Here is a 23,086-nt window from a genome sequence, read left to right as displayed (position 1 = left end):
TCTCTACAATAGGCATATTTGTCCGGGTAACAACGAGCCGCTTTTTAGCCCTCCGAATTGACTCTATTCCTATGATGGAACATATATGACTGCGTATTGGGCTGATCTTTTGCCCGCATCAGGTTATCCGTCATTCACGGATTCGGCTTAAACGCTGCCTGCACGAAGGCCCTTGCGCTTTCGGCGATCCGGTTCGCGTCTCCCGCCGCCAAGGCGTCTTTCGGCAGCAGCGAGCTTCCGATGCCGACCGCGCTGGCGCCTGCCTCATAATATTCCGCGATATTTTGGAGCGACACCCCGCCGGTCACGATCAACGGAATATGGTTCAACGGAGCGCGGATTTCGCGCAAATATCCGAGACCCAGGCTGGCCATCGGAAATAGCTTTACGGCCTCGGCCCCCGCGTAAAAGGCGGTAACGATTTCGGTCGGGGTCATCGCTCCCGGCCAAATGTCGATCCCCTGCTCGAGCGCATACCGGATGACGTTCAAATCCACGTTGGGAGAGATCAAAAATTCCGCTCCGGCCGATACCGCTTCCTTGGCCATCTTCACGTTCAGCACCGTCCCCGCCCCAATGCGAGCTTGGCCGTTATATAACGAGCGCCAATCGTGGATGATATCCAGCGCCCCTTCCGTATTCATCGTCACTTCCATCAGCTTTACCCCGCCGGCGGCGAGGCCGGCCCCCGCCGCCCTTGCCTCGTCCCGCGTAATTCCCCTGACGATGGCCACCAGCCGGGAAGATAAAAGCTCGTTAAGTAATTTCATGTCGTGCTTGCCCCCTATCCTCTTCTCTATTAAACATAATTCGCAGGCTTGAGGCGGTTTCCCTTCTGTAGGCGAGAAAATCCAAAAGACGTCAACGGTCGGAAAATCGCAACATTTATCGGCCGTTTGTAGCGGAAATCTCCGGCAAATTCCGGTATAATAGAAATGTTGAGGATTTTGCAAAAATCCGGGTTGTATGTTGTTCAGCTTGATCCATATCGATGAATGGAGCGAATGTCCGTGACTTACGTGGATACTTCCAATATATCGGCCGAAGTGTTCGTGACCGTGTTGCTGTTTCTGATCATCATTGCGCCTCTTTTCAGCTTGGCGATCCTCCGGTTTTTCCAGGGGAAGAAAAAAGCCGGGCTGCTGCTGATCGCGGCCGGCGTGGCGGTTTACCTTGTTTTTCAGATCGTCATGAAATTTTTATTTTGAATGCGCTCGCTTTTTGAACGTTTGGCCGCGGACGTTATTCCGGTCCGGTCGAACGAAATATGGCTTTAAGAAAAAGGGACTCGCGCTGGTTTTCGAACCAAACGCGACTCCCTTTTTTTTATTGCGGGATCCTTTGTGCCGTTCATCTAAAAAGACCTTTCACCCATAGACTGCTCTACGGATGAAAGGTCTGATGTTGCCGAACGTTACGCCTGCCCGTTCAAAGCCTTTTCGAACTGCAGTTTGTTCATGCCGAGAATGCGGTGCTCGCCGATGACGGTAACCGGAACGGCACGCATGCCCATGTCCCATACCTGCTGGGCGAATTCATCGCTTTGCTCGATGTTGCGTTCTTCGTATTCCACGCCTTTTTCCGCCAAATAGCTTTTCACCTGACGGCAGTGCGGGCAGTTAGTGCTGGTATATACGATTGCTTTTTCCATGGAAATGTCACCTCGTCGTCAAATCTGAATATAAAAATCCATCACGTACTGAATATTTCAAGCCATTAAAGAACGGCGGTATGATGCTCCAGGCTTTCGATGTATTTTTCGCAATCCATCGCTGCCATGCAGCCGCTGCCGGCTGCCGTGATCGCTTGTCTGTAGCGGGTATCCTGCACGTCGCCGCAGGCGAATACGCCCGGAATGTTCGTTTCGGAAGTACCCGGCTGCACCACGATATATCCGTTGGCATCGGTCGTGATTTGTCCGCCAAGGAAGCCCGTGTTCGGATGGTGGCCGATCGCGACGAATACGCCGCTTGCTTCGATCAATTCTTCTTCGCCGGTGTCGTTATTGCGCACTTTCAAGCCTTGCACGCCGCGCTCGTCGGCGACAACCTCGATCGGGGTGCGGTTGAGCGCCCATTCCACTTTCTCGTTGCTGCGCACGCGGTCCTGCATGATTTTCGAGCCGCGCAGCTCGTTGCGACGGTGAACCAGCGTCACTTTCGATGCGAAACGCGTCAAGAAACCTGCTTCCTCCAGCGCCGAATCGCCGCCGCCGACAACCACGATTTCTTTGCCGCGGAAGAAGAAGCCGTCGCAGGTTGCGCAAGTGCTGACGCCGCGTCCGACGTTTTCCTGCTCGCCCGGAATGCCCAAATATTTGGCCGTCGCGCCGGTCGAAATGATCAGCGTTTCGGTTTCGATTTGGCCGATGCCTTCCACGTCAAGTTTGAACGGGCGTCCGCCCAGCTCCACGCCGTTGACCCATCCCGTGCGGAATTCCGCGCCGAAACGTTCGGCTTGCTTGCGCATGTTATCCATCAATTCGGGTCCCATGATGCCGTCGGGAAAACCCGGGAAGTTCTCGACTTCGGTCGTCGTCGTGAGCTGGCCGCCAGGCTGCGGTCCTTCGATGATGAGCGGGTTCAGGTTGGCGCGCGCCAAATAGATGGCTGCGGTCAAACCTGCAGGTCCTGTACCGATAATTACGGATTTATACATAAAGATTCCCTCCAAGCTTGCAGTGCCCGGAAAGTAGTCCGCTTCACAGCGGGACGTTACCAGGATCACTTGTAGTGTACTAATTAAAATGATTATTATTTGATAATTATTATCATATAAATGGACACGAATGTCAATAGAACTAGTATACATGGGTTCAAACCGATTGTTAACCTTTATTTAAAGGGAAAACTCCCGGCCAGACGGCCCGGGAGCTCATTATGCGGGAATTTCCGACATTTATCTCAACAAACGCAGCGCGTTCAAAATGACCAGAATCGTGCTCCCTTCATGCCCGACCACGCCGAGCGGAAGCGCAATGCCCGTCACGAAATTTCCGGCCATCAGCAGCACGATGACGGAGATGGCAAATACCATGTTTTGCTTGACGATCCGGCGCGCGCGGCGGGCAAGCTTGATCGTCCCGGCAATTTCCTCGATGTTGTCGTTCATGAGGACGACGTCGGCCACCTCCAGCGCCGTGCCGCTGCCGCTCATGCCCATCCCCATGCCGACGGTCGCTGTGGCCAGCGCCGGCGCATCGTTGACGCCGTCGCCGACCATCACGACATGGCCGTGTTCCTCGCGCAGCTGTTTCACGTATTTCACCTTTTCTTCCGGAAGCAGGTCGGAATAAATCAGGTCGACGCCGATTTGCCGGCCGATCACCTGCGCCGTTTCGCCGCGGTCGCCGGTCAGCATCGCGACCTTCACGCCGATCGCCTGAAGCTTGCGGACCGCGGCGATGGCCTGAGGACGCACCACGTCCTGCAAAGCGACAAGTCCGGCTACCCGCTCTCCGTCCATAACGACCGACACGGTTTTGCCTTCGCCGCCCAGGATGCTCCGCTGCCGTTTCCAACGCTCCGCTTCCGCGCGGTCGTCCAAACGATCCAGCACGTCGGTTTTGCCGATCCGCCAGGTTTTGCCCGCCACGATGCCCTCCATCCCCCAGCCCGTCACCGAAGTGACCGACTCGGCCGGGAGCGTCTCGACGCCCTCGATTTCGGCTTGGCGAACGATCGCTTTGGCGAGCGGATGCTCGGACAGCTGTTCCACCGATGCGATGGCGGCCAGCAGGTCCAGGCGGTCATACCCTTCCGCTGCAATCAAGTCCGTGACCTGAGGCTCTCCGGCCGTCAGCGTGCCGGTTTTATCGAAGGCAACGACGGAGGTCAGCGCCATGTTTTCCATGTGCGCTCCGCCTTTGAACAGGATGCCGCGGCGGGCCCGGTTGGAGATCGCCGACAGCAGGGCCGGCATAATCGAAGCGACAAGCGCGCAAGGCGAGGCGACGACCAGGAAAACCATGGCTTTATAGAAAGACATCCCGAAACTCCAGCCAAGGACGAACGGCGCCCCAAAAATGATGACAAGCGTGGCCGCCACGACGATCCGTGCGTAAATGCCTTCAAAACGCTGCATGAACCGTTCCGATTGCGGAACCTCGTTTTCTGCTTCTTCCACCAGACGGATGATTTTTGCGAAGACGGTCGCATCCGAGGTTTGCGTCACTTCAATATACAGCACGCCCTCCCCGTTCAGCGTTCCGGCAAACACCTCGTCGCCTTCGGCTTTGTCGACGGGCACCGATTCGCCGGTGATGGAGGCCTGGTTGACGGCCGAGCTCCCTTTCTGAATGATGCCATCCGCAGGAATGAGCTCGCCGGGTTTCACCAAAATCAGGTCGCTCACCTTCAGCTCATCGATCGAAACCAGGGCCATCCTGCCGTCTTCGATCCGAAGCGCCATCTCGGGTTTGAGCGCCATCAAGGAAGAGATATCCTTCCGGCTCCGTTCCATCGTGTAACTTTCCAGCGCGCCGCTTAAGGCGAATATAAAGATCAGCATCGCGCCTTCGTTCCAGTAGCCGATGCTTGCGGCACCCATCGCCGCCGCGACCATCAGCAGGTTCACGTCAAGCTCCCGCTCCTTGATCAGCGTTTCGACGCCTTCCTTCGCTTTCAGCCACCCCCCGGCCGCATAGGACAGGATATATAAGAGCACCGAAATTCCGGCGGAAACATGGCCGAACGCCCATCCGCCAATCATAAGCAATCCGCTGAGTATGGCCGCCTGCATTTCCTTGTTCAGCAGCATGCTCCGAAGATCGATGCGTCTTCTGCGGTGCGGGTTCGGCGCATTGGCGCTGCCGGATGAAGGAAGCTCTTTTATGGCTTTGGCCGCGATTTTTTGTACATTTTCCATCGTAATCACCTTCCTGTTTGAGAATGAAAAACATTATTACTGCCCTTAAAACAGCACATGCTGCTCCAGACCAGCCGGAGCAGCATGTTTTCATGAAGGACGGGGACCGTCCCATTGAGAATGATAATCATTTTTGCACTAATACAATTGTTTTTCCTGCATACAACTTTATACTTGCATTATATGCCGGACCGGCAAAAAAGTAAACCCATATTCTGGCCCATTGTTCACGAAAAGACAAAAAAACTGCATACGGGAATGCCGTTTTAGGCAATCACCTTATGCAGTATCGAATTCATCATCCCTTAACCCGAATGGTGCTTCTGGGAGCTTGGGGATCTTCCCGCCCTCTGCTGTATTTCCCACTGCGCCGCAGCCAGACGGAAAGCGGGAACCTGCTCCGCCGGAACGCCGATCTCCGCGAACCCGGCGCGGTAAACCGCCGGCAAATCGGCCGTGTTTCGCAGCCCTGTCGCGCGCAGCAGGAGGCGCGGCTTTATTTTTCGAATCGTTCCCGAAAGCGCGGCGATGTGTTCGACGACATCATCAGGCCATGGCGTTTCCGGATCGCCGATCCCGCCGCAATCCAATACTAGCAGGTTCGCGCTTCTAGCAAGGTCGGCCGCCGCGCTGCAGGACGTATCCGCCTTCATTAAGGCACCGATGCTGAAAGAGACGGCACGGCGTTGATGGCACAACGTCTCTTCGGCCACCCGCTCGATCAATTCATGGGTTTGGTTCCATGCCTCCGGGTCGGATGTATGGGGAACGAGAATTTCGATCCGATGCTCCATTCCCTGCCGGTGGCAAGCCAGCGCGGCTCTGAATAACGCTTCCAGCTGGATGTCCCTCAAATCGGAAAGGGCTTCCTTTTCTCTCGGATGTCCCTTCATAATATCGAGCCCGGAAATCAACGCGACGCATAAAACCCTCTCGTCCAAGTGATGCAGCACCGTTTCCATATGCCCTTTCCACCGGTACAGCAGACGTTCCCTCCAGGCGATGCTCGGGTGCGGCCGCCCGCTGAGACCGGCATATTGCATGATCCACTCTTCGTAAATCTCCTTCAAATGGCCGCGCGCAAGCCAATCATCCTCCCGCAGCAGCGTCAAACCAGCGGTCCCGGACAACGCTTCGGCCTGTTCCGGCGGATACGTCCAATCTTCGGCAAAAATGCCCATGCCGCGCGCATCGTCGCACCATCCGAGCAAAAGCTCCGGCGCCCCCAGATCGCCCTGATCTCCTGAAAAAGGCTCGGCTTCGCGCAAAAGGCTCCCGATCGAATACGGGTCGGCGGCGCGGATCGCCTCCTCTTTCGTCATGGACTCGATTCGGACCAATTCTACAAGCGACGCAATCTCCGGCAAGGAGCATGCCCGCGCCTGCCCTTCATCCTGAAGGGACATGCCGTCATTTTGCCTGTCAACAGGATAAATCGCTTCCATAAAAGAAGACATCGAGCAGGAGCCGTTTTGGCAGCAGTTATTCTGACACCGACCATTCCTCATGTTTGGCAGTCCACCCTCTTTTCCCGGATAAATGAGCCCGTTTGCAGTGAGCCCTACCTTACACCATATTAGCGGGGGGCGCGAAATATACGGCATTTGGGCAGGCGTTCTGTCGTTTTTTCACTTGACATCAGGAGTGAATGTTAAGTATGCTTTACGTAAAGTAAACTTTACATTCAGATGGGCGGGAATCGATTGAAAACGCGAATTCGGGAAAATAGGACAGCACGGAACATGACACAGGAGGAACTCGCCGCCCGCCTGAACGTATCCAGGCAAACGGTCATTTCGTTAGAGAACAACAAGTATAAGCCTTCTCTGGTGCTGGCTCATAAGCTGGCTCAAATTTTCGGATGCAGGATGGAGGATTTATTCATTTTCGAAGGAGATGAAAATATTGACTGATCAGCTTCAAAACGCGATGATCGGATGCGCCGGACTTCTGGCGGGGGTGGCGGCATCTCTGATTCTGCAGCTGATATATCGGCGGCACGGAATGAGAAAGCGATTGTTTGACGAACGTCAACAATGGATTACGAATCAAGCCAAAGCGGCGGGCTGGAACGTCACCACCTTCTTATTGATTGTCGCCTGGGCGCTGATTATCGTTTTTGACGGCATTTCAACACCCTTTTTTTTGATGACCGGCGTCTTTGTCCTGCATAATGTCGTGTATATTTTTTCCAGCGTGTACCATGCCAACCGCAACGGATGACAGGGTTCCGACACCAACCGGCCCAAAATGGCCCAATAAAAAACCGCTCGAAAAATCGAGCGGTTGCCTCCTTATGAACCTCTATATTATGATTGCTGACTGGCGGCGATAGCCTGCTCCAGATCGTATAAAATATCGTCGATCGCTTCGGTGCCGATGGACAGGCGCAGCATTTCCGGATTGACGCCGGCCGCAATCTGCTCCTCTTCGGACAACTGCTGATGCGTCGTGCTTGCCGGATGGATGATCAGCGACTTGGAATCGCCCACGTTGGCGAGGTGGGAGAACAGTTTGACGTTTTCGATCACTTTGCGTCCGGCCTCTTTGCCGCCTTTGATGCCAAACGTCAAAATCGCGCCTTGGCCTTTCGGCAGGTATTTTTTCGCGAGTTCGTACGAAGGATGGCTTGGAAGACCAGCGTAGCTTACCCACTCCACCGCGTCGTGGTTTTCCAGGAACTGCGCCACCTTCAGGGCATTTTGGCTGTGTCGCTCCATACGCAAATGCAGCGTTTCAAGCCCTTGCAGCAGCATCCAGGAGTTGAACGGCGAAATCGTCGCGCCCATGTCGCGAAGCAGCTGCACGCGCGCTTTGATGATGTATGCCAGCGGTCCGACGGCTTGCGTATAAACGACGCCGTGGTAGCTTGGATCCGGTTCGGTCAGGCCCGGGAATTTGCCGCTTTGCGCCCAGTCGAATTTGCCGCCGTCGACGATGACGCCGCCGATGGACGTGCCGTGGCCGCCGATGAATTTCGTCGCCGAGTGGACGACCACATCCGCGCCGTGTTCGATCGGACGAAGCAAATACGGGCTTGGGAAGGTATTGTCGATAATGAGCGGAATGCCGTTTTCATGGGCGATTTGGGCCACGGCTTCGATGTCCAGCACATCCCCTTTCGGATTGCCGATCGACTCCGCGTACAGCGCTTTGGTCTTATCCGTGATCGCGGCGCGGAAGTTTTCCGGATTGCTTGCGTCGACGAAATGCACCTTGATGCCGAGCTTCGCCAGCGTGGTCGAAAACAGGTTGTACGTCCCGCCGTACAGCGTGGAGGAAGACACGATTTCGTCTCCCGCTCCTGCGATGTTCAATACGGAAAAGGTAATGGCCGCCTGTCCCGAAGAGGTCGCAAGCGCCCCCACTCCGCCTTCCAGCGCAGCCACCCGCTGCTCGAACACGTCGGTCGTCGGGTTCATCAGACGCGTGTAAATGTTTCCGAATTCCTTGAGCGCGAACAGATTCGCCGCATGCTCGCTGTCGCGGAATCCGTAGGACGTCGTTTGGTACAGGGGCACGGCCCGGGAAAGCGTCGTTGGATCGATCTCTTGCCCTGCATGTACGGCTAAGGTTTCAAAAGATAATGGACGTTCGTTGGACATGGTAAAATCCTCCCTTTTCTCGCATCAATCAATCGCCATTAGCGTCAATTTTTTGTTATATTTTCTCATACTCCCCAGCGTTTGAAAAGGTAAAAAATGATAATTCCTATTAAATTAATGAGAATTATTTCATTTATGGCCCAAAACGGCCAAAAGACCGGGATTTTCGCGATCGGTTTCATGGGCTGCATGCAAAAAAAAACAGCCGCTTAGGCGGCTGTTCTAAAAAAGAACCCTGAGAATATTAGAGAGAGTTGCCGATATCGAATCATGCCATATGAAGCTTTATGCATAATTCTATCGTTTGATTAGTAAGGGCTTATTTTAAATAAGCTTACCTTTCAATAGTGCAAAAAAATAATAGCGCTTTTGCCCTGACTTTGTCAAGTCCCGCCCCGCGAATATCGGCAAAAAAGCAATATTTCCCTGCGAGCGCAACGAATCGGCCCGATTCCCGTATTACTGATATATTGACGTCCGGTCATGAAAAGGCTACCATGATGACAACTATACAAGCCGGTCCGAAAACCTATAAAACCATTATTCCGTTATATGCAGGAGGGTGATGAGCTTGCATTCTTCATCTAAAGAATTGGCAGACCGATATTGTGAACTTATGGACAGGTTACCTCGTCTCATCGATTACACGGGGATTGTCCGGCAGATGAAGTTGAGCACCACCGAAGCGTTTATTCTGCAATATCTGCACAATAACGGCAGCCAGCGCGGTACGGATATCGTGAAAGTGACGGGCCTGACGACCAGCGCAATCACGCAGATTTGCGACAAGCTTGTGCATGAAGGGCTGATCGAACGGAACCGCTCCGAAACTGACCGGCGCTATGTCAACATTACGATAACGGAAAAAGGAATGCAGGTGCTGAAGCAGCTTACGGACTTAAGCGCCGAGCGAATCGTTGAAACGGTGGAACGCTTTACGAACGAAGAGACCCACGAACTGCTTGTCGCGATCCGCCAGCTGGGCGAACTGATCGAATACCAGCGGGGAGACGCCGTGAAAGCTGCCAGGGGAAACGAATAAGGCGTTCCAACGGGCAGCCGGGTGCACGCAAACAGATGTAAAAAAGAAACACCATTGGATCGATGAGGGCAAGCTGCCCCGGCCAATGGTGTTTTTGGGTTTTACAGGATCCGGCTGCCGAATAAGGAGCCGATCAGTTCCACGGCCAGCTTCGAGGTCTGGTTGTTCCGATCCAGCAGCGGATTCACCTCCACGAAGTCGGCCGAAGTGACCGCCCCCGACTCGCTGAGCAGCTCGAGCAGCAAATGAGCCTCGCGGTAGCTGAGTCCGCCGCGGACGGGCGTCCCCGTTCCCGGCGCTTCGATCGGGTCGACGCTGTCGATGTCGAAGCTGAGATGCACGCCGTCGGTCCCCTGGCCCGCAATCCGGAGCGCTTCCCGAACCACCTGCTCGATGCCGAGCCGGTCGATTTCATGCATCGTGAAACAGGTCAGGCCGCAGGAACGGATAAGCGCCTTCTCGTCCCGGTCCAAATCGCGCGCGCCGATGATGACGCAATGCTCCGCTTTTAAGGAGGCGGCGCCTTCGGCGATTTGCTTCAGTTTCAAATGCGTAAGCCCCAATCCTGCCGCTAGCGAGATGCCGTGCATGTTCCCCGACGGGCTCGTCGATTCGGTATTCAGATCGGAATGCGCATCGACCCAAATGACGCCCATGTTGCCGTAATGCCGGGTTAATCCCGCCAAAGAGCCGATGGCAATGCTGTGGTCGCCGCCCAGAACAAGCGGAATGCGGCCGTCTGCCACCGCTTCGGAGACCGCTTCGCCAAGCCGGGTGCATACGGCCAAAACCTCCTGAACATGTTTCATTTTGGTCCCGGCAGGCGAGCGGATGCCCTCCGGCAGGCGGATGGACCGATCCGCCTCGACATCGTAACCGAGACCCGCCAGTTTTTTGGCGAGTCCGAATTTCATGATGCTGTCCGGGCCGTGTTCGCTGCCGGGCCGGCCTGCGCCGAGCCCGAACGGCACCCGGATGATGGAAATGGATTGCTCAGGCATATGGGTTCAAGCCCTCCCTTGATTGGCAAATACCTCCCCGATCCGGCTCAACGCGAAGTCGAGTTCTTCCTCGGCAATGACCAGAGGCGGCGCCAGCCGGATGGTCGTCTCATGCGTTTCCTTGCACAGCACGCCGATCCGGGCCAAAGCTTCGCAATACGGTCTGGCAGGCACCGACAGCTGCATGCCGATCAGCAGGCCTCGCCCGCGGACCGAAACGATATCGGGATGCGAGATCGATGTAAGCTTTTTCATAAACATGCGCCCAAGCGCCTCCGAGCGCTCCGCCAGCTTTTCCTCCTCCAATACGTCCAGCGCCGCAAGCGCGACCGCGCACGCAAGCGGATTTCCCCCGAAGGTCGAACCGTGCGAGCCGGGCTCGAACACGTTCATGATCTCCCCGTCGGCCGCGACCGCGGAAACCGGCAGGATACCCCCTCCAAGCGCTTTGCCCAGAATATAGACGTCGGGAACCACGTCCTCCCAATCGCAGGCAAAGGTTTTGCCCGTCCGGCCGAGTCCCGTCTGGATCTCGTCGGCGATAAAAAGGACGTTCCGTTTACGGCAAAGTTCATACGCCTCGGACAAAAAGCCTTCCGGAGGAAGGATGATCCCCCCCTCGCCCTGTATCGGCTCGACCAAAAACGCGGCCGTATCCGGCGTAATCGCGGCCCGGAGCGCTTCCAAATCGCCGTAAGGGATGCTTTTGAACCCGGGCGTGAAGGGGCCGAAATCGCGTTTGTACGCCGCTTCCGTCGAAAAGGAGGTGACGGTGATCGTCCGGCCGTGAAAATTGCCGTCGCAGACGATGATTTCCGCGCGGTTCTCCGGAACGCCCTTTACCCTGTACGCCCAGCGCCTCGCCAGCTTGAGGGCGGTTTCCACCGCTTCCGCGCCGGTGTTCATCGCGAGGATTTTTTCTTTTCGGGTGACTTCCGCCAGCCTCCGCACGAATGCCGCCAGCGCGTCGCTATGAAACGCCCTTGAAGTCAGCGTGACTTTATCCGCCTGCTCCTTAAGCGCCTGTATGATTTTAGGGTGGCGGTGTCCATGGTTCAGCGCGGAATACGCGCTCAGCAGATCCAGATAACGGCGGCCGGCCGCGTCCTCTACCCATACTCCTTCCGCCTTGGTTATCACGATCGGCAGCGGAAGATAGTTGCTTGCGCTGTGACTATCCATCATTTGCAGTACCTGCTCCGTTGTTGCCATAGCTGCACATCCCATCATGTGATCTTTTCGCCTTGCTTACGTTCCTATCTTATTGGCGGAAAGCCGGTTTCATGATTCGTGAATTTCAGAACGCAAGCGTAAACGGCTTCGCCGTCTTTGGCGGGAGGAGTTTTACATATAGCGATGGAACAGGGTGGGACAAGGTGGAAAGATGATGGGGAACAGCAAAAAAAGCACCGCCTTCCCCCGCTTGCTTGCAGGTAGAAGACCGGTGCTTTTTCGGTCATGCCCGTCCGCCATAGGGCGGAACGTTATTTTTTGGATTCGAGCGTCTCCAAATATTCGGAAATCTCGGCCGGCGTTTTGGCGTATTTGCTGTGCAAATGGGCCAGCTTTTCGCCGTTTTTATATACGAGAAGGCTCGGAATGCCGCGCACTTCGTTTTGGCTCGTAATCTCCTCGAACTGCTCCACGTCCATGGCGTAAAACTCTTTGTCCGCGTGTTTCGCCATGATGTCAGGCAGGAATTTGTCAAGCGTCTTGCAATCCGGACACCAGGTCGCATCGTATTTGATGACGGTCAGTTTGTCGCGGTTGATCAATTCTTCGTATTGCTGCTGCGTTTGAATTCGTTCCATGTTCTGTAATCCCCTTTACCCAGCGTCTTTTGCGGCTTCATCCGAGAAGCTTCCGTTCGGGAGCTGTCCATGAGTTTCGTCACAGCCCGAACCGTTCTCTTATTTTAGCCTTTTATGGCCGGGTTTGCAAAAGGGCTACATCGCATGCATGTCGTGCCCGGGGGACGGCGTCTCCCATCCGGAGGGGCTGTGCCCGAGCCAGGCGGCGACGCATAACACGACGACCGGGATGACGATATAGATCATCCAGAACGAGTAGCGCACAGGCGTTCCGGGAGCGGGACTTATGGCAGACGTATGGACCGGCTTGACGGCGGCCGCCGCGGGTTGTCCCTCGCGATGCTTGCGGTCCTGAATCAGGTAAATGACCAGAGCCGTGACGGCGATGTACATCGCATCCGTAATGAACAGCATGGCGTCCCACTGGCGCACCGGGATCATTTCCCCCAGCATCGCCCCGTGAACGCCGCCCATGATGCCCCCGCCGATGCCTTCCACGACGGCAAGCAGTCCGAGCGGCCTGCCGATCATGAACCCGATCGCAAAGCAAAAGACGATCGAAATTCCCGTCGACAGCACCAGATTCGGGGCAAACACCATGCCGAGAATGACGCCGATCGTCAAGTTGGACATCAGTCCGGTCGTCATCGCGACGACGGTGCCGGTCATATTTCCGAGCAAATGGCGGTTCATCTGGACGTACATGATGCATAACACCGTATAAATGAAGACAATCAGCATACTCATGTTCAACAGCATACGCATGGCTCCTTTCGCCCTGATGCAGCAGCGGAAGCCGCAGACAGCGCCCCGTATGGGCGCATGCTCCCATCCGCCGCTCCTTCCGCTCGTAAGAAGCTTATTCAGCCGCCGTTATCTTTATGCTGATAACCCGCGTTAGCGGCCAAAGGGAACAGGCCCACTGAAAACGGGCCTTCTGCGCAATGCCTTTTTCGTCCCCCGGACACCTGGATGCCATGGTTTAAGGCTTCCGCCCGTGCATGCGCCAATACTGGCGCTTTCCTTCGTCGCGAACCGTCACGCCCAATTTCGAAAGCTCCCGGCGCAAGTCCTCCGCGTCCTCTTTTTCGTCTTTGCCGATCGCTTTCTCCCGCGCCGCAAAAAGCGCGTTCGCGCTTGGCGAAAGGTCGGGGCAACCGGGCACCCATCTCGAATATTCGCCTTCGAAAGGGTCTTGCTCCCGCCAATCGTAGCCATGCCGGGTAAACGCCTCGGCCAGCTTCTTCCGCTTCGTCTCCGGTTTTTCCCGGTACAGCACTTGGCCGTCCGTCCCCAGCAGAACGAGCTGCTTGTTGTCCACAAATACGGCGGCCACTTCCCCGTGCTTAAAAGACCGCTCCTTGCCGCGGATGCGCAGGTTGACCTCTTGATCGGAAAGGCGAATCTGCAGCGTTTCCCTCATGGCTACAACCGAGATCCATCCTCCGACCAGGGCTCCGAGCGCAGCCGTGGCAAACGACACCCAGCCCCCTTGAAGGGAAGATACCAATTTGAGCGGGCCCTCGAAAGGGACCCACGGCAATTTTAACGCCCAATGGGCAAGCTTCGGAAGAAACCACCCGACTGCCGCACCCGCCACCGGGAAAAACGTCCAAATAACCGTTTTATCGGTCCGGGTCAGCCCTAATTCCGTAAATTCCATCACGTTATGCAATGACATTTCCCCCTTTTCGGAACACGCTGTTCACCGCTTCCTTCCATATGGTTTCATAGTCCAGCTCGATTCCCATCATCATGTAGCTCGTCATATTATCGATGGCAAGCGCCAGCAAATAGGCTTTGGCTTCCACGTTTTCCTGCGGAATCGCCCCGAGATCGGCCCCATGCTGCAGCAGCCCGCGAAAGCCGTCCAAAAACGCCTGCTGCATCCGGGCGACGCGCTCGCCGTAAGGAGTGCCGCGGCCGGCCGTGAGCATGAACTCGTGAAGCAGCCGCATCGCTGCATGCAAATTCCCGTCATCCTCCGGAAACATGCGAAGACCTCCCTGGTAGAGCTTCTCCGCAAAATTCCGTTCATTGAAATCGGACACGGAAAAATACGCCTCAAAACGGTAGTCGCTGAACATAAATTCGAACACTTTTTCGACCAGTTCTTCTTTCGATGCGAAGTGGTAGTAGATCGACGGTTTCGTCATGCCGACCTCGGCCGCGATCATGGCGAGGCTTGTTTTTTCGATGCCGTGCTTCGCAAACAGCAGGGTCGCCGCCTCGATCAGCTGCTGCGAGGTCACTTCCCTTTTTTTCATGATGAACCTCCTTTTTTACCTACCGATAGGTAAAATTTTATCCGCGCCTAAAGATGGCGTCAATAGTCTGTTTTAAGAAAACAGCTATTGGCCAAAAGCGGCGAATGATGGCATGAATCCTCCGAACGGCTCTTGGGCCGCACGAAAAAAAAAGGAGCCCCGGACGCGCCGCAGCTCCTCTCCTTCATGAATCAAGGGTAAATCTTCTCCCCGTTTTCCAGCATGCGGATGAATTCCTCTACTTTTCTTGCGCGGGTTTCGGGTTTCTTCGCGTTATGGATGCGAAACGCAATCGCGTACTTGTTTTGGCTGTTTAACGTGTCGTAAAACGCCTTGGCCTGCGGATGTTCGGCGAAGGCGGCCTCCAGCTCCGCCGGCAGCCCGCCGCGGCTTTGCGGCTTGTAGGCCGAATCCCAGCGTCCGCTGGCTTTGGCCGCTTCGATCGCCTGAAGTCCGGCCGGCTTCATCCGGCCCTCCGCGATCAGCCGCTCCGCCTTCTCCCGGTTGATCTCGGACCAGAGGCTGTCCTTTCCTCTCGGCCCGAAGCGCTGAACCCAGCTGCGCTCGTCGAGCGCCTCCTTGCGGCTGTCGATCCATCCGTAGCAGAGCGCGCTTTCCAACGCCTCGGCGTAGCTGACGGTGGCTAGCCCCGCGTTTTTTTTGGCGATTTGCAGCCTGACTCCGCGCGACTCAAGATGATTCGCATCAAGCCAAGCTTCCCATTCCTGCTGGTTTGCGCACAGCAGCAGCGGCCATTCCGCTTGTCCTCCGGATTGAGCCATCAGGATGCTCCTTTCTGCGTAGACGCGTTTTCACTTCTGAAATACGATGCTGTAAAAGGCTTCGGTCCATGGCCGCGTGCTTAATACCTGAAAACCGGTCTCCTTCAAGATGCGGGCCATATCGGCCGAGGAAACGCGATGGGCTTGCGGCGGCCCGCTCCCGGTATCGGCGACCTCCCACTCGATGCACAGCGCTTTGCCTCCGGGCTTCAGCACGCGCCGGATCTCGCTCAGCCCTTGCGCAAGCGGCTCCACTTCATGCAGCACCATCGAACAGATGACGGCGTCAACCTGCTCGTCATCGAGCGGGATTTGTTCGGCTTCGCCCTGGATGATTTCGATGTTGCCATCGAATTCGCTTTCCTCCAATCGGCTCAGCAGATAGTCCAGCATCTCGGATTGCGCGTCCAGCGCATACACGGTGCCGCTCGTTTTTTCCGCCGCCGGGAACGTAAAGTAACCTGCGCCGGCGCCGACGTCCAAAATATCCTCGCCGCCTTTCAGTTCAAGCAGGGCAAGAAGCTCTTCGGGCGGCAGCTTTTTGCGCCGTTCGGGATTGTCCAGTCTTGCGATCAGCGTCGGGTCGAATCGTTTGTCATGCATGGGTCGTCCTCCTTGTCATGTTCGGGTGAGTCCATTCTAGCATTTCCCATCAATTGGATTCAATGAACGGAAATGCCATCCGCACGGTCGTTCCCCGCCCAGGCTCGGACTCCACCTGAATCTGCCCCTTGTGCGCAATCACGATCGCATGGGCGATGCTCATGCCCAGTCCGGCGCCGTCGGTCGTCTCATCCGTGCTCGTCCCCCGGTAATAGCGTTCGAACAGGTTGCGCTTCGTTTCCTCGTCCATCCCTTTGCCGTTATCCTCCACCGTGATCCATGCCTGCCCGCCGTCCTTTCCGGTCCTGACCGTAATCTCCGTTCCCTCCGGGTTATGCTTGACGGCATTGGTGAGGATATTGTCCAGCATCCGCCGGAACCATTTCGGATTCGCCAGGATCGCCAAAGCGCCGTCCCATTCCTCGAAGGAAAACGTAGCGGTATCCACCGTGGCGTCATTGACGTAACGGAGCACCGAACGGCGGACGAATTCGTTGAGCTCGATCGGCTGCAGCGGAATTTGGATCGCTTTGTTTTTCAGCTGGAACGTCAGGGAAAAGTCCTGAAGCAGCTCCAGCATAAAATCCCCTTTTTCCCGGATCATGCGGCCCATCTCTTTCAGCTCGGCTTCATTCCAGGCGAACTGCCCGCTTTCGAGCAAATGGCCGTACCCTTGGATGGTCGACAGCGGCGTCCGCAGGTCATGGGATATGCCGGTCATCCATTCTTCCCGCGTCTGCTCGAGCATTTTCCGTTCCCGCTGGGAAGCGTCGAGTTTGGTGGCCATGTCGTAAAACCCGGCGATCACCTCTTTGTAGAGCCTGTACCGCATGCGGATTTTGCCGTTTTTGCGGAATACTTTTTTGCGCTCCTTTTCGGTCAGCGCTTCGCTGTAGCGCCCTTGGCTCATGCGCTCGAACCAGCCCGCAAACAGCATCAGCGGCTGTCCGTAGCGGTAGCCGTGCCAAATGGAAATGCCGAACGTCAGCACAAGCACCGCCGCCCCGATCGCCACGAGCACGAGGATCACGTCATGGAAAAACGTCTGCTTCACGAATTCCTTCTCGGGCTTGCCTTGATGGAGCAACCAGGTATAACCGGAGTTTTCGTCGAAATATACCGATAAATCCACCGGATATTTGCCCGGTTCCACCCGCATGGACACAAGCTCCAGCGCGCCGTATTTGCTTTTCTTCGCCTCGGCCTGTCCGACCGATTGCAGAATTTGCCCGGAAGGGCTCACGACCTGCAAATAATCCTTATCCCCCGTCAGCTCCGCCTTGACCTGGCTCTCCGCTTCCGGACGGATGCGCCCGCCGCTGCCGAACTGCCGGAACCACTGCTCCAAACGCTGCGCGCCTGCATCCTTCGAGCCCATCAGATACAGGACGGAATGCATCCCGTCAGCCTCGCTCTCGAGCAACGTCTCCACCCGGTAGGGACCGAGACGCCGCGTTTCCTGGATGTGCAGCAGCTCCGCCGCTCCGTAGGAGGTTTTTAAATCCTCACCTGCATTCACGTCATAAATCACGTTTCCCGATTCATTCACGACCTGCAGCCAGTAGCCGCGTTCCTTCAGCAAACCTTGCCAGCGCTTATTCATGCTGACATGGTCATTTTCAATAAAGGTTTCGGTCGTGATGCCGTCGAGCGCGCTGGTCGAAAACGTCCGCTTCAAATCCTGGTTCACGAGGTAGCTGATCAAGGTCAAAAGCAAAACCGCCAAGGTGAGGAGAATCATCACCCACAGCAGCAAAACCTGGTACGTAAAATGCAGCGTCAAACGGGTCCGGATCCGCTTCATGCGTCCACCTTCATCAGCTTGTAGCCGAGGCCGCGAACCGTGACCAAAAGCTTGGGATCGCCGGGATCTTCCTCGATCCGCTCGCGGATTTTGCGGATATGTACCATGACGGTGTTGTCGTCCCCCAGCCCGTCAATGCCCCATACTTCCTCATACAGCTGCGATTTGGAAAAAACGATGCCGGGATGCTTGCATAAAAACAGCAGCAGCTGATACGCCTGAGCCGGGCACGGCATTTCCTTGCCGCCGACGATCAGCGTTCCTGCATATTCGTCCAGAACGAACCGCCCGAAATCGTACCTGCCGCGGGATTCCTCCGGCACGGCTTTCGCGGGGGCGGCGGCCACCGTTCTGCGGAGCCTTGCCTTAACGCGGGCGGCGATTTCCAGCGGATTAAAAGGCTTGGTGACGTAATCGTCCCCGCCGGTGGCAAAACCGGTAAGCACGTCCAAATCCGAGGTCCGGGCCGTCAAATAAATGATATGCGCGTCGGACAGCCGCCGGATTTGCGGACACAGCTCGAACCCGGTCTGATCCGGCAGCATGACGTCCAGCAGGATAATATCGAAGGAATGGCGGGCAGCCAGCTCCAGTGCTTCCTGTCCGTTATAGGCCGCATAAATGTGGCGGAAGCCTTCTTTCCGCAGCACCATCTCGATGAGCTGAACGATCGATTTTTCATCGTCAACGAGCAAAATTTTGGCGTTATACATCGAAAAAACCACCTCAAACAGCATTGTATCAGACCGTTCTTAATTCCAGCTAAACAAAAAAAACGAAGGCTTTAGCCAGCGTTAAGGTTTCCTTTAGCTTCGCTTTAATGGGGGTTGGTATTGTGGTCGTGAGGTGATAACGTTGACGACACGCAAAAGGGTTCGTCTGATCGACGGCTTGCGGGGATTCAGCCTGCTGGGCATCCTGCTTGCCAACATGCTTATTTTTCAATACGGAATGTTCGGAAAAGACATCTTGCATCTATTCCACGTTCCGGCCGCCGACGCGGCCGCGCACAACATTCTCCTGGTGCTGGTCGAAGGCAGCTTTATGCCGATCTTCGCCTTTGTGTTCGGGTTCGGCATGATCAAGATGAAGGAAAGCTTAAACGCCAAAAACCGCAAGGCAGGCTGGCCGTTGGCGCGGCGTTTTGCGATGCTGATCGCCTTGGGCCTTCTCCACAGCACGTTTTTGTGGGACGGGGACATCCTGCTGTTTTACGGCGCGATCGGCCTCCTGCTGCTGGTCTTTATGAACCGAAAACCGAAGACGCTGATGGTGTGGAGCATCATATTCCTGACGGTGACGGGGCTGATCGGACTGGCGCCCGAAGATAAAGCCGACAAAGAAATGCAGGCGATGAACCACCGGATCGAAAATTACGTTCAATCGACGGTTACGCTGTACGCCGAAGGTTCCTATGCGGAAATCAAACATGACCGGAATACGGCCAATCCGCTCGGCAACGACCGCGCGTTTGCCCTGGTTATGGTCCTGTTTTCCCCGCTGATGACAGCGCCGATGTTCCTGATGGGGATGTATTCCGCCAAAAAGGGATGGTTTGCCGACCCTGACGAAAACAAAGGCATGTACCGGAGAGGGATGCTGATTTTTATACCGCTCGGACTCGCGATGAAATCCTTCCATCTATTATTCCCGGAAATGATCGGTTCGGGCACCGGGGAAATGCTAGGCGGGTTCGCGCTCTCGATCGGATATATCATGGGCTTTTCCTTATGGTACGCGAAGTCGGCCCCCTCCCCTTTAATGGAGCGGTTTGAAGCCGTCGGCAGGCTTTCCTTGACCAACTACCTGATGCAAACGGTCATCTGCACGACGCTGTTTTACGGCTACGGGCTCGGCTGGTTCGGCAAGGTCGGCGTCATCGCCGGCTGCGGGCTGGGGCTCATCATTTACGGCGTGCAGCTGTTCGCCAGCGGATGGTACCTGACACGGTTCAAATCCGGGCCGGTGGAGCGGGTGCTGAGAATGTGGACGTATTTTTCGTTGGACGGAAAAGCCAAGCGCAAAAAGGCCAAAACGATGGCCGTGGAAGCCTAAAAGCACGTACAGAGAGAGAAATGGCCGCTGCTTGAGACGAGGTAGATCGAAGCGTGCAGCGGCATAAACGGGCAATCGGCGCGGAACGTTCAGTCTTCGGACTCCTGGCGCTGCTCCTGGCATTCAAAGCATTCCAGCGTTTGGTCCTCCTGCACCGTTCCGTTCAAAAAGCCGTTCTCGCAATAAATCGCTTTGCCGCAGCCGCGGCAGTTGCCGATGAATTCCTGCATGGTTCATGCCTCCGCTCATTAGGGATTAGAAAAAGGTTAGAAATCGCGCTGCATGGCTCCATGTTACCATCGAACCGCATGCGGGGGCAGCAAAAAAACGGGCGCTCTCCTTCCCAGGAGAACGCCCGTTTTTTCTTCATGCATACTGTTCATGCCAGCCTTGCTTTTCAGGCGTGCGTCAGCTTCTTCTGACGCGTCCGAAAAACAGCGAAACGATAAACAAAATGAGGAAAATGAAGAACAAAACCTTCGCGACGCCGACGGCCGCCGACACGATGCCGAAGAAACCGAAAATCCCGGCGACAATGGCTATGATCAAAAATAGAAATGCCCATCCTAACATATCAATCACCCTTTTCTATCAAAGTTTGGTGCGATACTTACTTGTAACCGCTCTGCGGCCGATTGAACCGGAAAAAGGATCATAATCATGTTCCGAATTTTGTCATATGCTTTTTGTAAACGCATTTACAAGCCCTGTCGTAAAACGGTTTTGACATCCGCCGCCATGGCTGCATCAAAGTCCGTAACGGCGTCGTGGCGAAGGTCAGATAAGCCGCCATCGGATGCCGGATAATGCTTTCAATAGGATTCATGAGGTAAAAAATTATTCACATGAAAAAATAAGCCTACTCCCGGATCATGCCAAGCGGAATAGGCTTATTTAAGGTTTGCAACCGGCAGGCGGCATGTCCGCCTTACATCGATTGCCCCGCGTCCACCGTAATGATTTGCCCCGTCAGCGCTTCCTGCTCCAGCGCGGCGCAGATCATATGGGCGATGTCCTCGGGAGATGCGGTTTCCCCCAGCAGCAGGCCGCCCGCCAGCTGCTCCATTTGCCGCTCGCGGCCTTCCCACCATCTCGTCAGCACGGCGCCGGGAGCGACGGCGTTCACGCGGATGTGCGGCGCAAGCGCCTTGGCGAGGGAACGGGTCAAACCGTGCACGGCCGCTTTGGAAACTGCATAGGGAAGCGACGACCCCGTCCCCGTAATGCCCGCGATGCTGCCGACGTTGACGATGGCCCCTTTCCCCTGCTTTTTCATGTAAGGAGCGGCTGCCCGCGCGCAGTAAAACATGCCCTTCACGTTGATCCCGAACAGTTCGTCCCACGCCTCATCGCTGACGCTTTCCAGGTCGTCCATCGCAATATGGCGGGTCACGCTGGCGTTGTTGACGAGCAGGTCGATGGTTCCCCACCGCTGCGCAACGGTTTCTGCCATCGCCTTCACCTCCGGCTCGCGGGAGACATCCGCCCGAATGGCAAAAGCCTGCCCTCCCCGGCTCTGAATGATGCGCACCGTCTCCTCCGCTTCTTGTGCCGACCGCGAATAATTGACGGCCACGGACGCCCCTCGTTCAGCCAACAAAAGGGACACCGCCCTCCCGATGCCCGTGCCGCCGCCGGTAACCAAAGCTTTCTTACCTCGTAAGTCCATTTGCAACCCTCTCCTTTCATTTCATTGGTTTGCGCCTTTGAGCGCATGGGGCTTCCACGCTTCCGCAATCGCGACCTCTATAACGTCATGCTTCCGGAGCAAGCTGGGCCACTCCGTTGCCAAACGACCAGTTTTCCTGCGTGTTTTCCGTCACAATGATCATCACATCCTGCGGGCGAACCCCCGCATTCGTCTCCAGCAGCTCTGTCATGCGGGCATACAGCGCTTGTTTTTTGCGCAGCGGGCGCCCTTCCTTCATCGTGATTTGAACGAACATTTGCTGCTCCGATCTGGAGATGTTCATGTATCCCGTATCGTATAGCAATTCGCCCGGCGGGTGCGGGGTAATGACCTGAAAATAATCGTCCTCCGGCACGTCGATCGTTTCGACCATGGCCTGGTGGATCGAGCGGCTGATCACGGACAGTTCTTCCTTGGATTTCCCGTGATGCAAATCTATGCGTACAAACGGCATGCTCTAACGCCTCCTTGATGATGTATTGCCGGCAAAATCATTGTATCCGATCCCGTTCTATCTGTATAATTGAATTATATGAACTCATAATTCAAAAATATTGAATAAAAATGGAGGAACCATGGATCTTAAAGCCGTCAAAACCTTTCATCGGATCGTAGCGCTCGGAGGCTTCAACCGTGCGGCGGAGGAACTCAATTATGCCCAGTCCACCGTGACGATGCAGATCCAAAAGCTTGAAGCCGAGCTCGGCGCGCGGCTGATCGAACGGGGCAAAACGTTTGAGCTGACCGAAGCGGGCCGCCTCTTTCTCGAACAAAGCGCGCCCATCGTTCGGGACATCGACCAGCTCCAAGACACGATAACGGGGCTCGCCCTCGGGGAAACCGGCAACGTACGGCTCGGCGTGGTCGAACCGATCGCCAGCTACCGGCTGCCGGACATTCTGGCCGGGTTTCTGCGGGACTACCCCAAAATTTGCGTGTCCGTGACGATCGCCAATTCTCAGACGTTATGCCGGCAGCTTCACCGCGGCGAATTGGATCTGGCCTTATCCTCCCCGCCGCCGTTCGGGACGGATCTGCATTTTGAGCCGGTACTCACGGAGCGGTTCGTCGTCCTGCTCCCGGAAGATCATCCGCTGACGAACAAACGCGAGATCGCCATTTCCGATTTGCGGAAACACCGTCTGCTCATCACCTCGGCCGACTGCCCGTACCGCCGCAAGCTCGAAACGCTCATGCAGGAGTCGGGCGGGCATCCCCCGGATACGGTCGAGATCGGCAGCATGTCGGCCTTGAAATATTACGTCAAAAGCGGCATCGGATGCGCCCTCGTCCCCTGGTCCGTATTATGTCCCCAGCCTGACGGAACGGCGGTCCGGCCGCTGCAGGAAGACCGGATCGATCTGACCTGCGGCATCATATGCAAGGCGGCCGAGTACCCGCCGCGCCTCGCTGCGGGCAAGCTGTACGGCTGGCTGAAAGAGGGGCTGGCACGGAGCGCGGCCTCCTCCGCCGTCGGCACGCAGCCGTAAATAACGTCGACCGATGCACTTGCACGGAAAAACCCGGGGCGCAAGCCCCGGGTTTTCGGCATGTTCGTAT

The 23,086-nt window shown here is 55.9% G+C and carries 26 protein-coding genes; 6 read left to right on the top strand and 20 right to left on the bottom strand.

The genetic code is table 11. The annotated features are described in order from the left end of the window. Positions 1–134: 134 nt before the first annotated feature. Positions 135–770: a bifunctional 4-hydroxy-2-oxoglutarate aldolase/2-dehydro-3-deoxy-phosphogluconate aldolase gene (locus AC27KL_RS25590; RefSeq protein ID WP_487171565.1), complete on the bottom strand. Its 636-nt coding sequence runs from the start codon at positions 768–770 to the stop codon at positions 135–137. A 234-nt stretch (positions 771–1,004) separates the two neighbouring features. On the opposite strand from AC27KL_RS25590, the gene AC27KL_RS25585 reads away from it, so the two are divergent. Further along, positions 1,005–1,208 carry a hypothetical protein gene (locus AC27KL_RS25585; protein ID WP_373316247.1) on the top strand — a complete coding sequence of 68 codons (204 nt, stop codon included), beginning with the start codon at positions 1,005–1,007 and terminating at the stop codon, positions 1,206–1,208. Between the two features lie 206 nt (positions 1,209–1,414). On the opposite strand, the gene AC27KL_RS25580 is transcribed toward AC27KL_RS25585, so the two are convergent. The 4 genes from AC27KL_RS25580 to AC27KL_RS25565 all read right to left on the bottom strand — a co-directional run bounded on the left by AC27KL_RS25580 (position 1,415) and on the right by AC27KL_RS25565 (position 6,374). Continuing rightward, positions 1,415–1,651, bottom strand: coding sequence for a glutaredoxin family protein (locus tag AC27KL_RS25580; RefSeq protein WP_036712815.1), 237 nt, complete (start codon positions 1,649–1,651; stop codon positions 1,415–1,417). A 65-nt stretch (positions 1,652–1,716) separates the two neighbouring features. Further along, a complete protein-coding gene (gene trxB, locus AC27KL_RS25575) occupies positions 1,717–2,658 on the bottom strand; it encodes a thioredoxin-disulfide reductase (RefSeq protein WP_212951883.1) in 942 nt (313 codons plus the stop codon). 240 nt (positions 2,659–2,898) lie between these two features. Further along, complete coding sequence (locus tag AC27KL_RS25570; protein ID WP_487171564.1) at positions 2,899–4,866, bottom strand: heavy metal translocating P-type ATPase; 1,968 nt, start codon at positions 4,864–4,866, stop codon at positions 2,899–2,901. Positions 4,867–5,171: 305 nt separating this feature from the next. Further along, a complete protein-coding gene (locus AC27KL_RS25565) occupies positions 5,172–6,374 on the bottom strand; it encodes a hypothetical protein (RefSeq protein ID WP_487171563.1) in 1,203 nt (400 codons plus the stop codon). A 195-nt stretch (positions 6,375–6,569) separates the two neighbouring features. Here AC27KL_RS25565 and AC27KL_RS25560 point away from each other — a divergent pair, with 195 nt between their 5' ends. After that, positions 6,570–6,779: a helix-turn-helix transcriptional regulator gene (locus tag AC27KL_RS25560; protein ID WP_487171562.1), complete on the top strand. Its 210-nt coding sequence runs from the start codon at positions 6,570–6,572 to the stop codon at positions 6,777–6,779. Continuing rightward, positions 6,772–7,089 carry a DUF2178 domain-containing protein gene (locus AC27KL_RS25555; protein WP_487171561.1) on the top strand — a complete coding sequence of 106 codons (318 nt, stop codon included), beginning with the start codon at positions 6,772–6,774 and terminating at the stop codon, positions 7,087–7,089. Before AC27KL_RS25560 ends, AC27KL_RS25555 begins: the two co-directional genes overlap by 8 nt. A gap of 86 nt (positions 7,090–7,175) precedes the next feature. Here AC27KL_RS25555 and AC27KL_RS25550 read toward each other — a convergent pair whose 3' ends face one another. Continuing rightward, entirely contained in the window at positions 7,176–8,471 is a 1,296-nt protein-coding gene (locus tag AC27KL_RS25550; RefSeq protein ID WP_212951884.1) for a homocysteine synthase, read from the bottom strand. Between the two features lie 664 nt (positions 8,472–9,135). On the opposite strand from AC27KL_RS25550, the gene AC27KL_RS25545 reads away from it, so the two are divergent. Continuing rightward, positions 9,136–9,513: a MarR family winged helix-turn-helix transcriptional regulator gene (locus AC27KL_RS25545; RefSeq protein ID WP_487171560.1), complete on the top strand. Its 378-nt coding sequence runs from the start codon at positions 9,136–9,138 to the stop codon at positions 9,511–9,513. Positions 9,514–9,614: 101 nt separating this feature from the next. Here AC27KL_RS25545 and rocF read toward each other — a convergent pair whose 3' ends face one another. The 10 genes from rocF to AC27KL_RS25495 all read right to left on the bottom strand — a co-directional run bounded on the left by rocF (position 9,615) and on the right by AC27KL_RS25495 (position 18,494). Beyond that, positions 9,615–10,514, bottom strand: a complete 900-nt coding sequence (gene rocF / locus AC27KL_RS25540) for an arginase (RefSeq protein ID WP_487171559.1) — start codon at positions 10,512–10,514, stop codon at positions 9,615–9,617. A 6-nt stretch (positions 10,515–10,520) separates the two neighbouring features. Then, the gene (locus tag AC27KL_RS25535) at positions 10,521–11,726 is read right to left on the bottom strand and encodes an ornithine--oxo-acid transaminase (RefSeq protein ID WP_487171558.1); all 1,206 of its coding nucleotides are present in this window, start codon (positions 11,724–11,726) and stop codon (positions 10,521–10,523) included. Positions 11,727–11,998: 272 nt separating this feature from the next. Continuing rightward, positions 11,999–12,325 carry a thioredoxin family protein gene (locus tag AC27KL_RS25530; protein WP_339322402.1) on the bottom strand — a complete coding sequence of 109 codons (327 nt, stop codon included), beginning with the start codon at positions 12,323–12,325 and terminating at the stop codon, positions 11,999–12,001. Between the two features lie 135 nt (positions 12,326–12,460). Continuing rightward, the gene (locus tag AC27KL_RS25525; protein WP_487171557.1) at positions 12,461–13,084 is read right to left on the bottom strand and encodes a hypothetical protein; all 624 of its coding nucleotides are present in this window, start codon (positions 13,082–13,084) and stop codon (positions 12,461–12,463) included. Between the two features lie 223 nt (positions 13,085–13,307). Continuing rightward, a complete protein-coding gene (locus tag AC27KL_RS25520) occupies positions 13,308–14,006 on the bottom strand; it encodes a YqeB family protein (RefSeq protein ID WP_487171556.1) in 699 nt (232 codons plus the stop codon). Then, the gene (locus tag AC27KL_RS25515; protein ID WP_487171555.1) at positions 13,993–14,592 is read right to left on the bottom strand and encodes a TetR/AcrR family transcriptional regulator; all 600 of its coding nucleotides are present in this window, start codon (positions 14,590–14,592) and stop codon (positions 13,993–13,995) included. The genes AC27KL_RS25520 and AC27KL_RS25515 overlap by 14 nt, the downstream gene beginning before the upstream one ends. Positions 14,593–14,783: 191 nt before the next feature. After that, entirely contained in the window at positions 14,784–15,374 is a 591-nt protein-coding gene (locus AC27KL_RS25510; protein ID WP_339322405.1) for a YdeI/OmpD-associated family protein, read from the bottom strand. A 30-nt stretch (positions 15,375–15,404) separates the two neighbouring features. Then, positions 15,405–15,977, bottom strand: coding sequence for a class I SAM-dependent methyltransferase (locus AC27KL_RS25505; protein ID WP_339322406.1), 573 nt, complete (start codon positions 15,975–15,977; stop codon positions 15,405–15,407). 49 nt (positions 15,978–16,026) lie between these two features. Next, positions 16,027–17,781, bottom strand: a complete 1,755-nt coding sequence (locus tag AC27KL_RS25500) for a sensor histidine kinase (protein ID WP_487171554.1) — start codon at positions 17,779–17,781, stop codon at positions 16,027–16,029. Then, positions 17,778–18,494, bottom strand: a complete 717-nt coding sequence (locus AC27KL_RS25495) for a response regulator transcription factor (protein WP_036715670.1) — start codon at positions 18,492–18,494, stop codon at positions 17,778–17,780. The genes AC27KL_RS25500 and AC27KL_RS25495 overlap by 4 nt, the downstream gene beginning before the upstream one ends. A gap of 142 nt (positions 18,495–18,636) precedes the next feature. Here AC27KL_RS25495 and AC27KL_RS25490 point away from each other — a divergent pair, with 142 nt between their 5' ends. Continuing rightward, the gene (locus AC27KL_RS25490) at positions 18,637–19,836 is read left to right on the top strand and encodes a DUF418 domain-containing protein (RefSeq protein WP_487171553.1); all 1,200 of its coding nucleotides are present in this window, start codon (positions 18,637–18,639) and stop codon (positions 19,834–19,836) included. A gap of 89 nt (positions 19,837–19,925) precedes the next feature. On the opposite strand, the gene AC27KL_RS25485 is transcribed toward AC27KL_RS25490, so the two are convergent. The 4 genes from AC27KL_RS25485 to AC27KL_RS25470 form a co-directional block, all read right to left on the bottom strand. Then, positions 19,926–20,066: a hypothetical protein gene (locus AC27KL_RS25485; RefSeq protein WP_487171552.1), complete on the bottom strand. Its 141-nt coding sequence runs from the start codon at positions 20,064–20,066 to the stop codon at positions 19,926–19,928. Between the two features lie 178 nt (positions 20,067–20,244). Continuing rightward, positions 20,245–20,409 carry a DUF1328 domain-containing protein gene (locus tag AC27KL_RS25480; protein ID WP_036715957.1) on the bottom strand — a complete coding sequence of 55 codons (165 nt, stop codon included), beginning with the start codon at positions 20,407–20,409 and terminating at the stop codon, positions 20,245–20,247. Positions 20,410–20,764: 355 nt separating this feature from the next. Continuing rightward, positions 20,765–21,505 carry an SDR family NAD(P)-dependent oxidoreductase gene (locus tag AC27KL_RS25475; RefSeq protein ID WP_487171551.1) on the bottom strand — a complete coding sequence of 247 codons (741 nt, stop codon included), beginning with the start codon at positions 21,503–21,505 and terminating at the stop codon, positions 20,765–20,767. A gap of 85 nt (positions 21,506–21,590) precedes the next feature. Further along, a complete protein-coding gene (locus tag AC27KL_RS25470; RefSeq protein ID WP_339322410.1) occupies positions 21,591–21,980 on the bottom strand; it encodes a tautomerase family protein in 390 nt (129 codons plus the stop codon). 121 nt (positions 21,981–22,101) lie between these two features. Between AC27KL_RS25470 and AC27KL_RS25465 the strand changes: the two genes are divergently transcribed. Next, positions 22,102–23,016 carry a LysR family transcriptional regulator gene (locus AC27KL_RS25465; RefSeq protein ID WP_487171550.1) on the top strand — a complete coding sequence of 305 codons (915 nt, stop codon included), beginning with the start codon at positions 22,102–22,104 and terminating at the stop codon, positions 23,014–23,016. Positions 23,017–23,086: the final 70 nt, after the last annotated feature.

Source organism: Paenibacillus sp. YAE3 (assembly GCF_057546105.1).
Note: the sequence above shows the minus strand (reverse complement) of the source record. Positions and strands in the feature narration are given on the sequence as shown.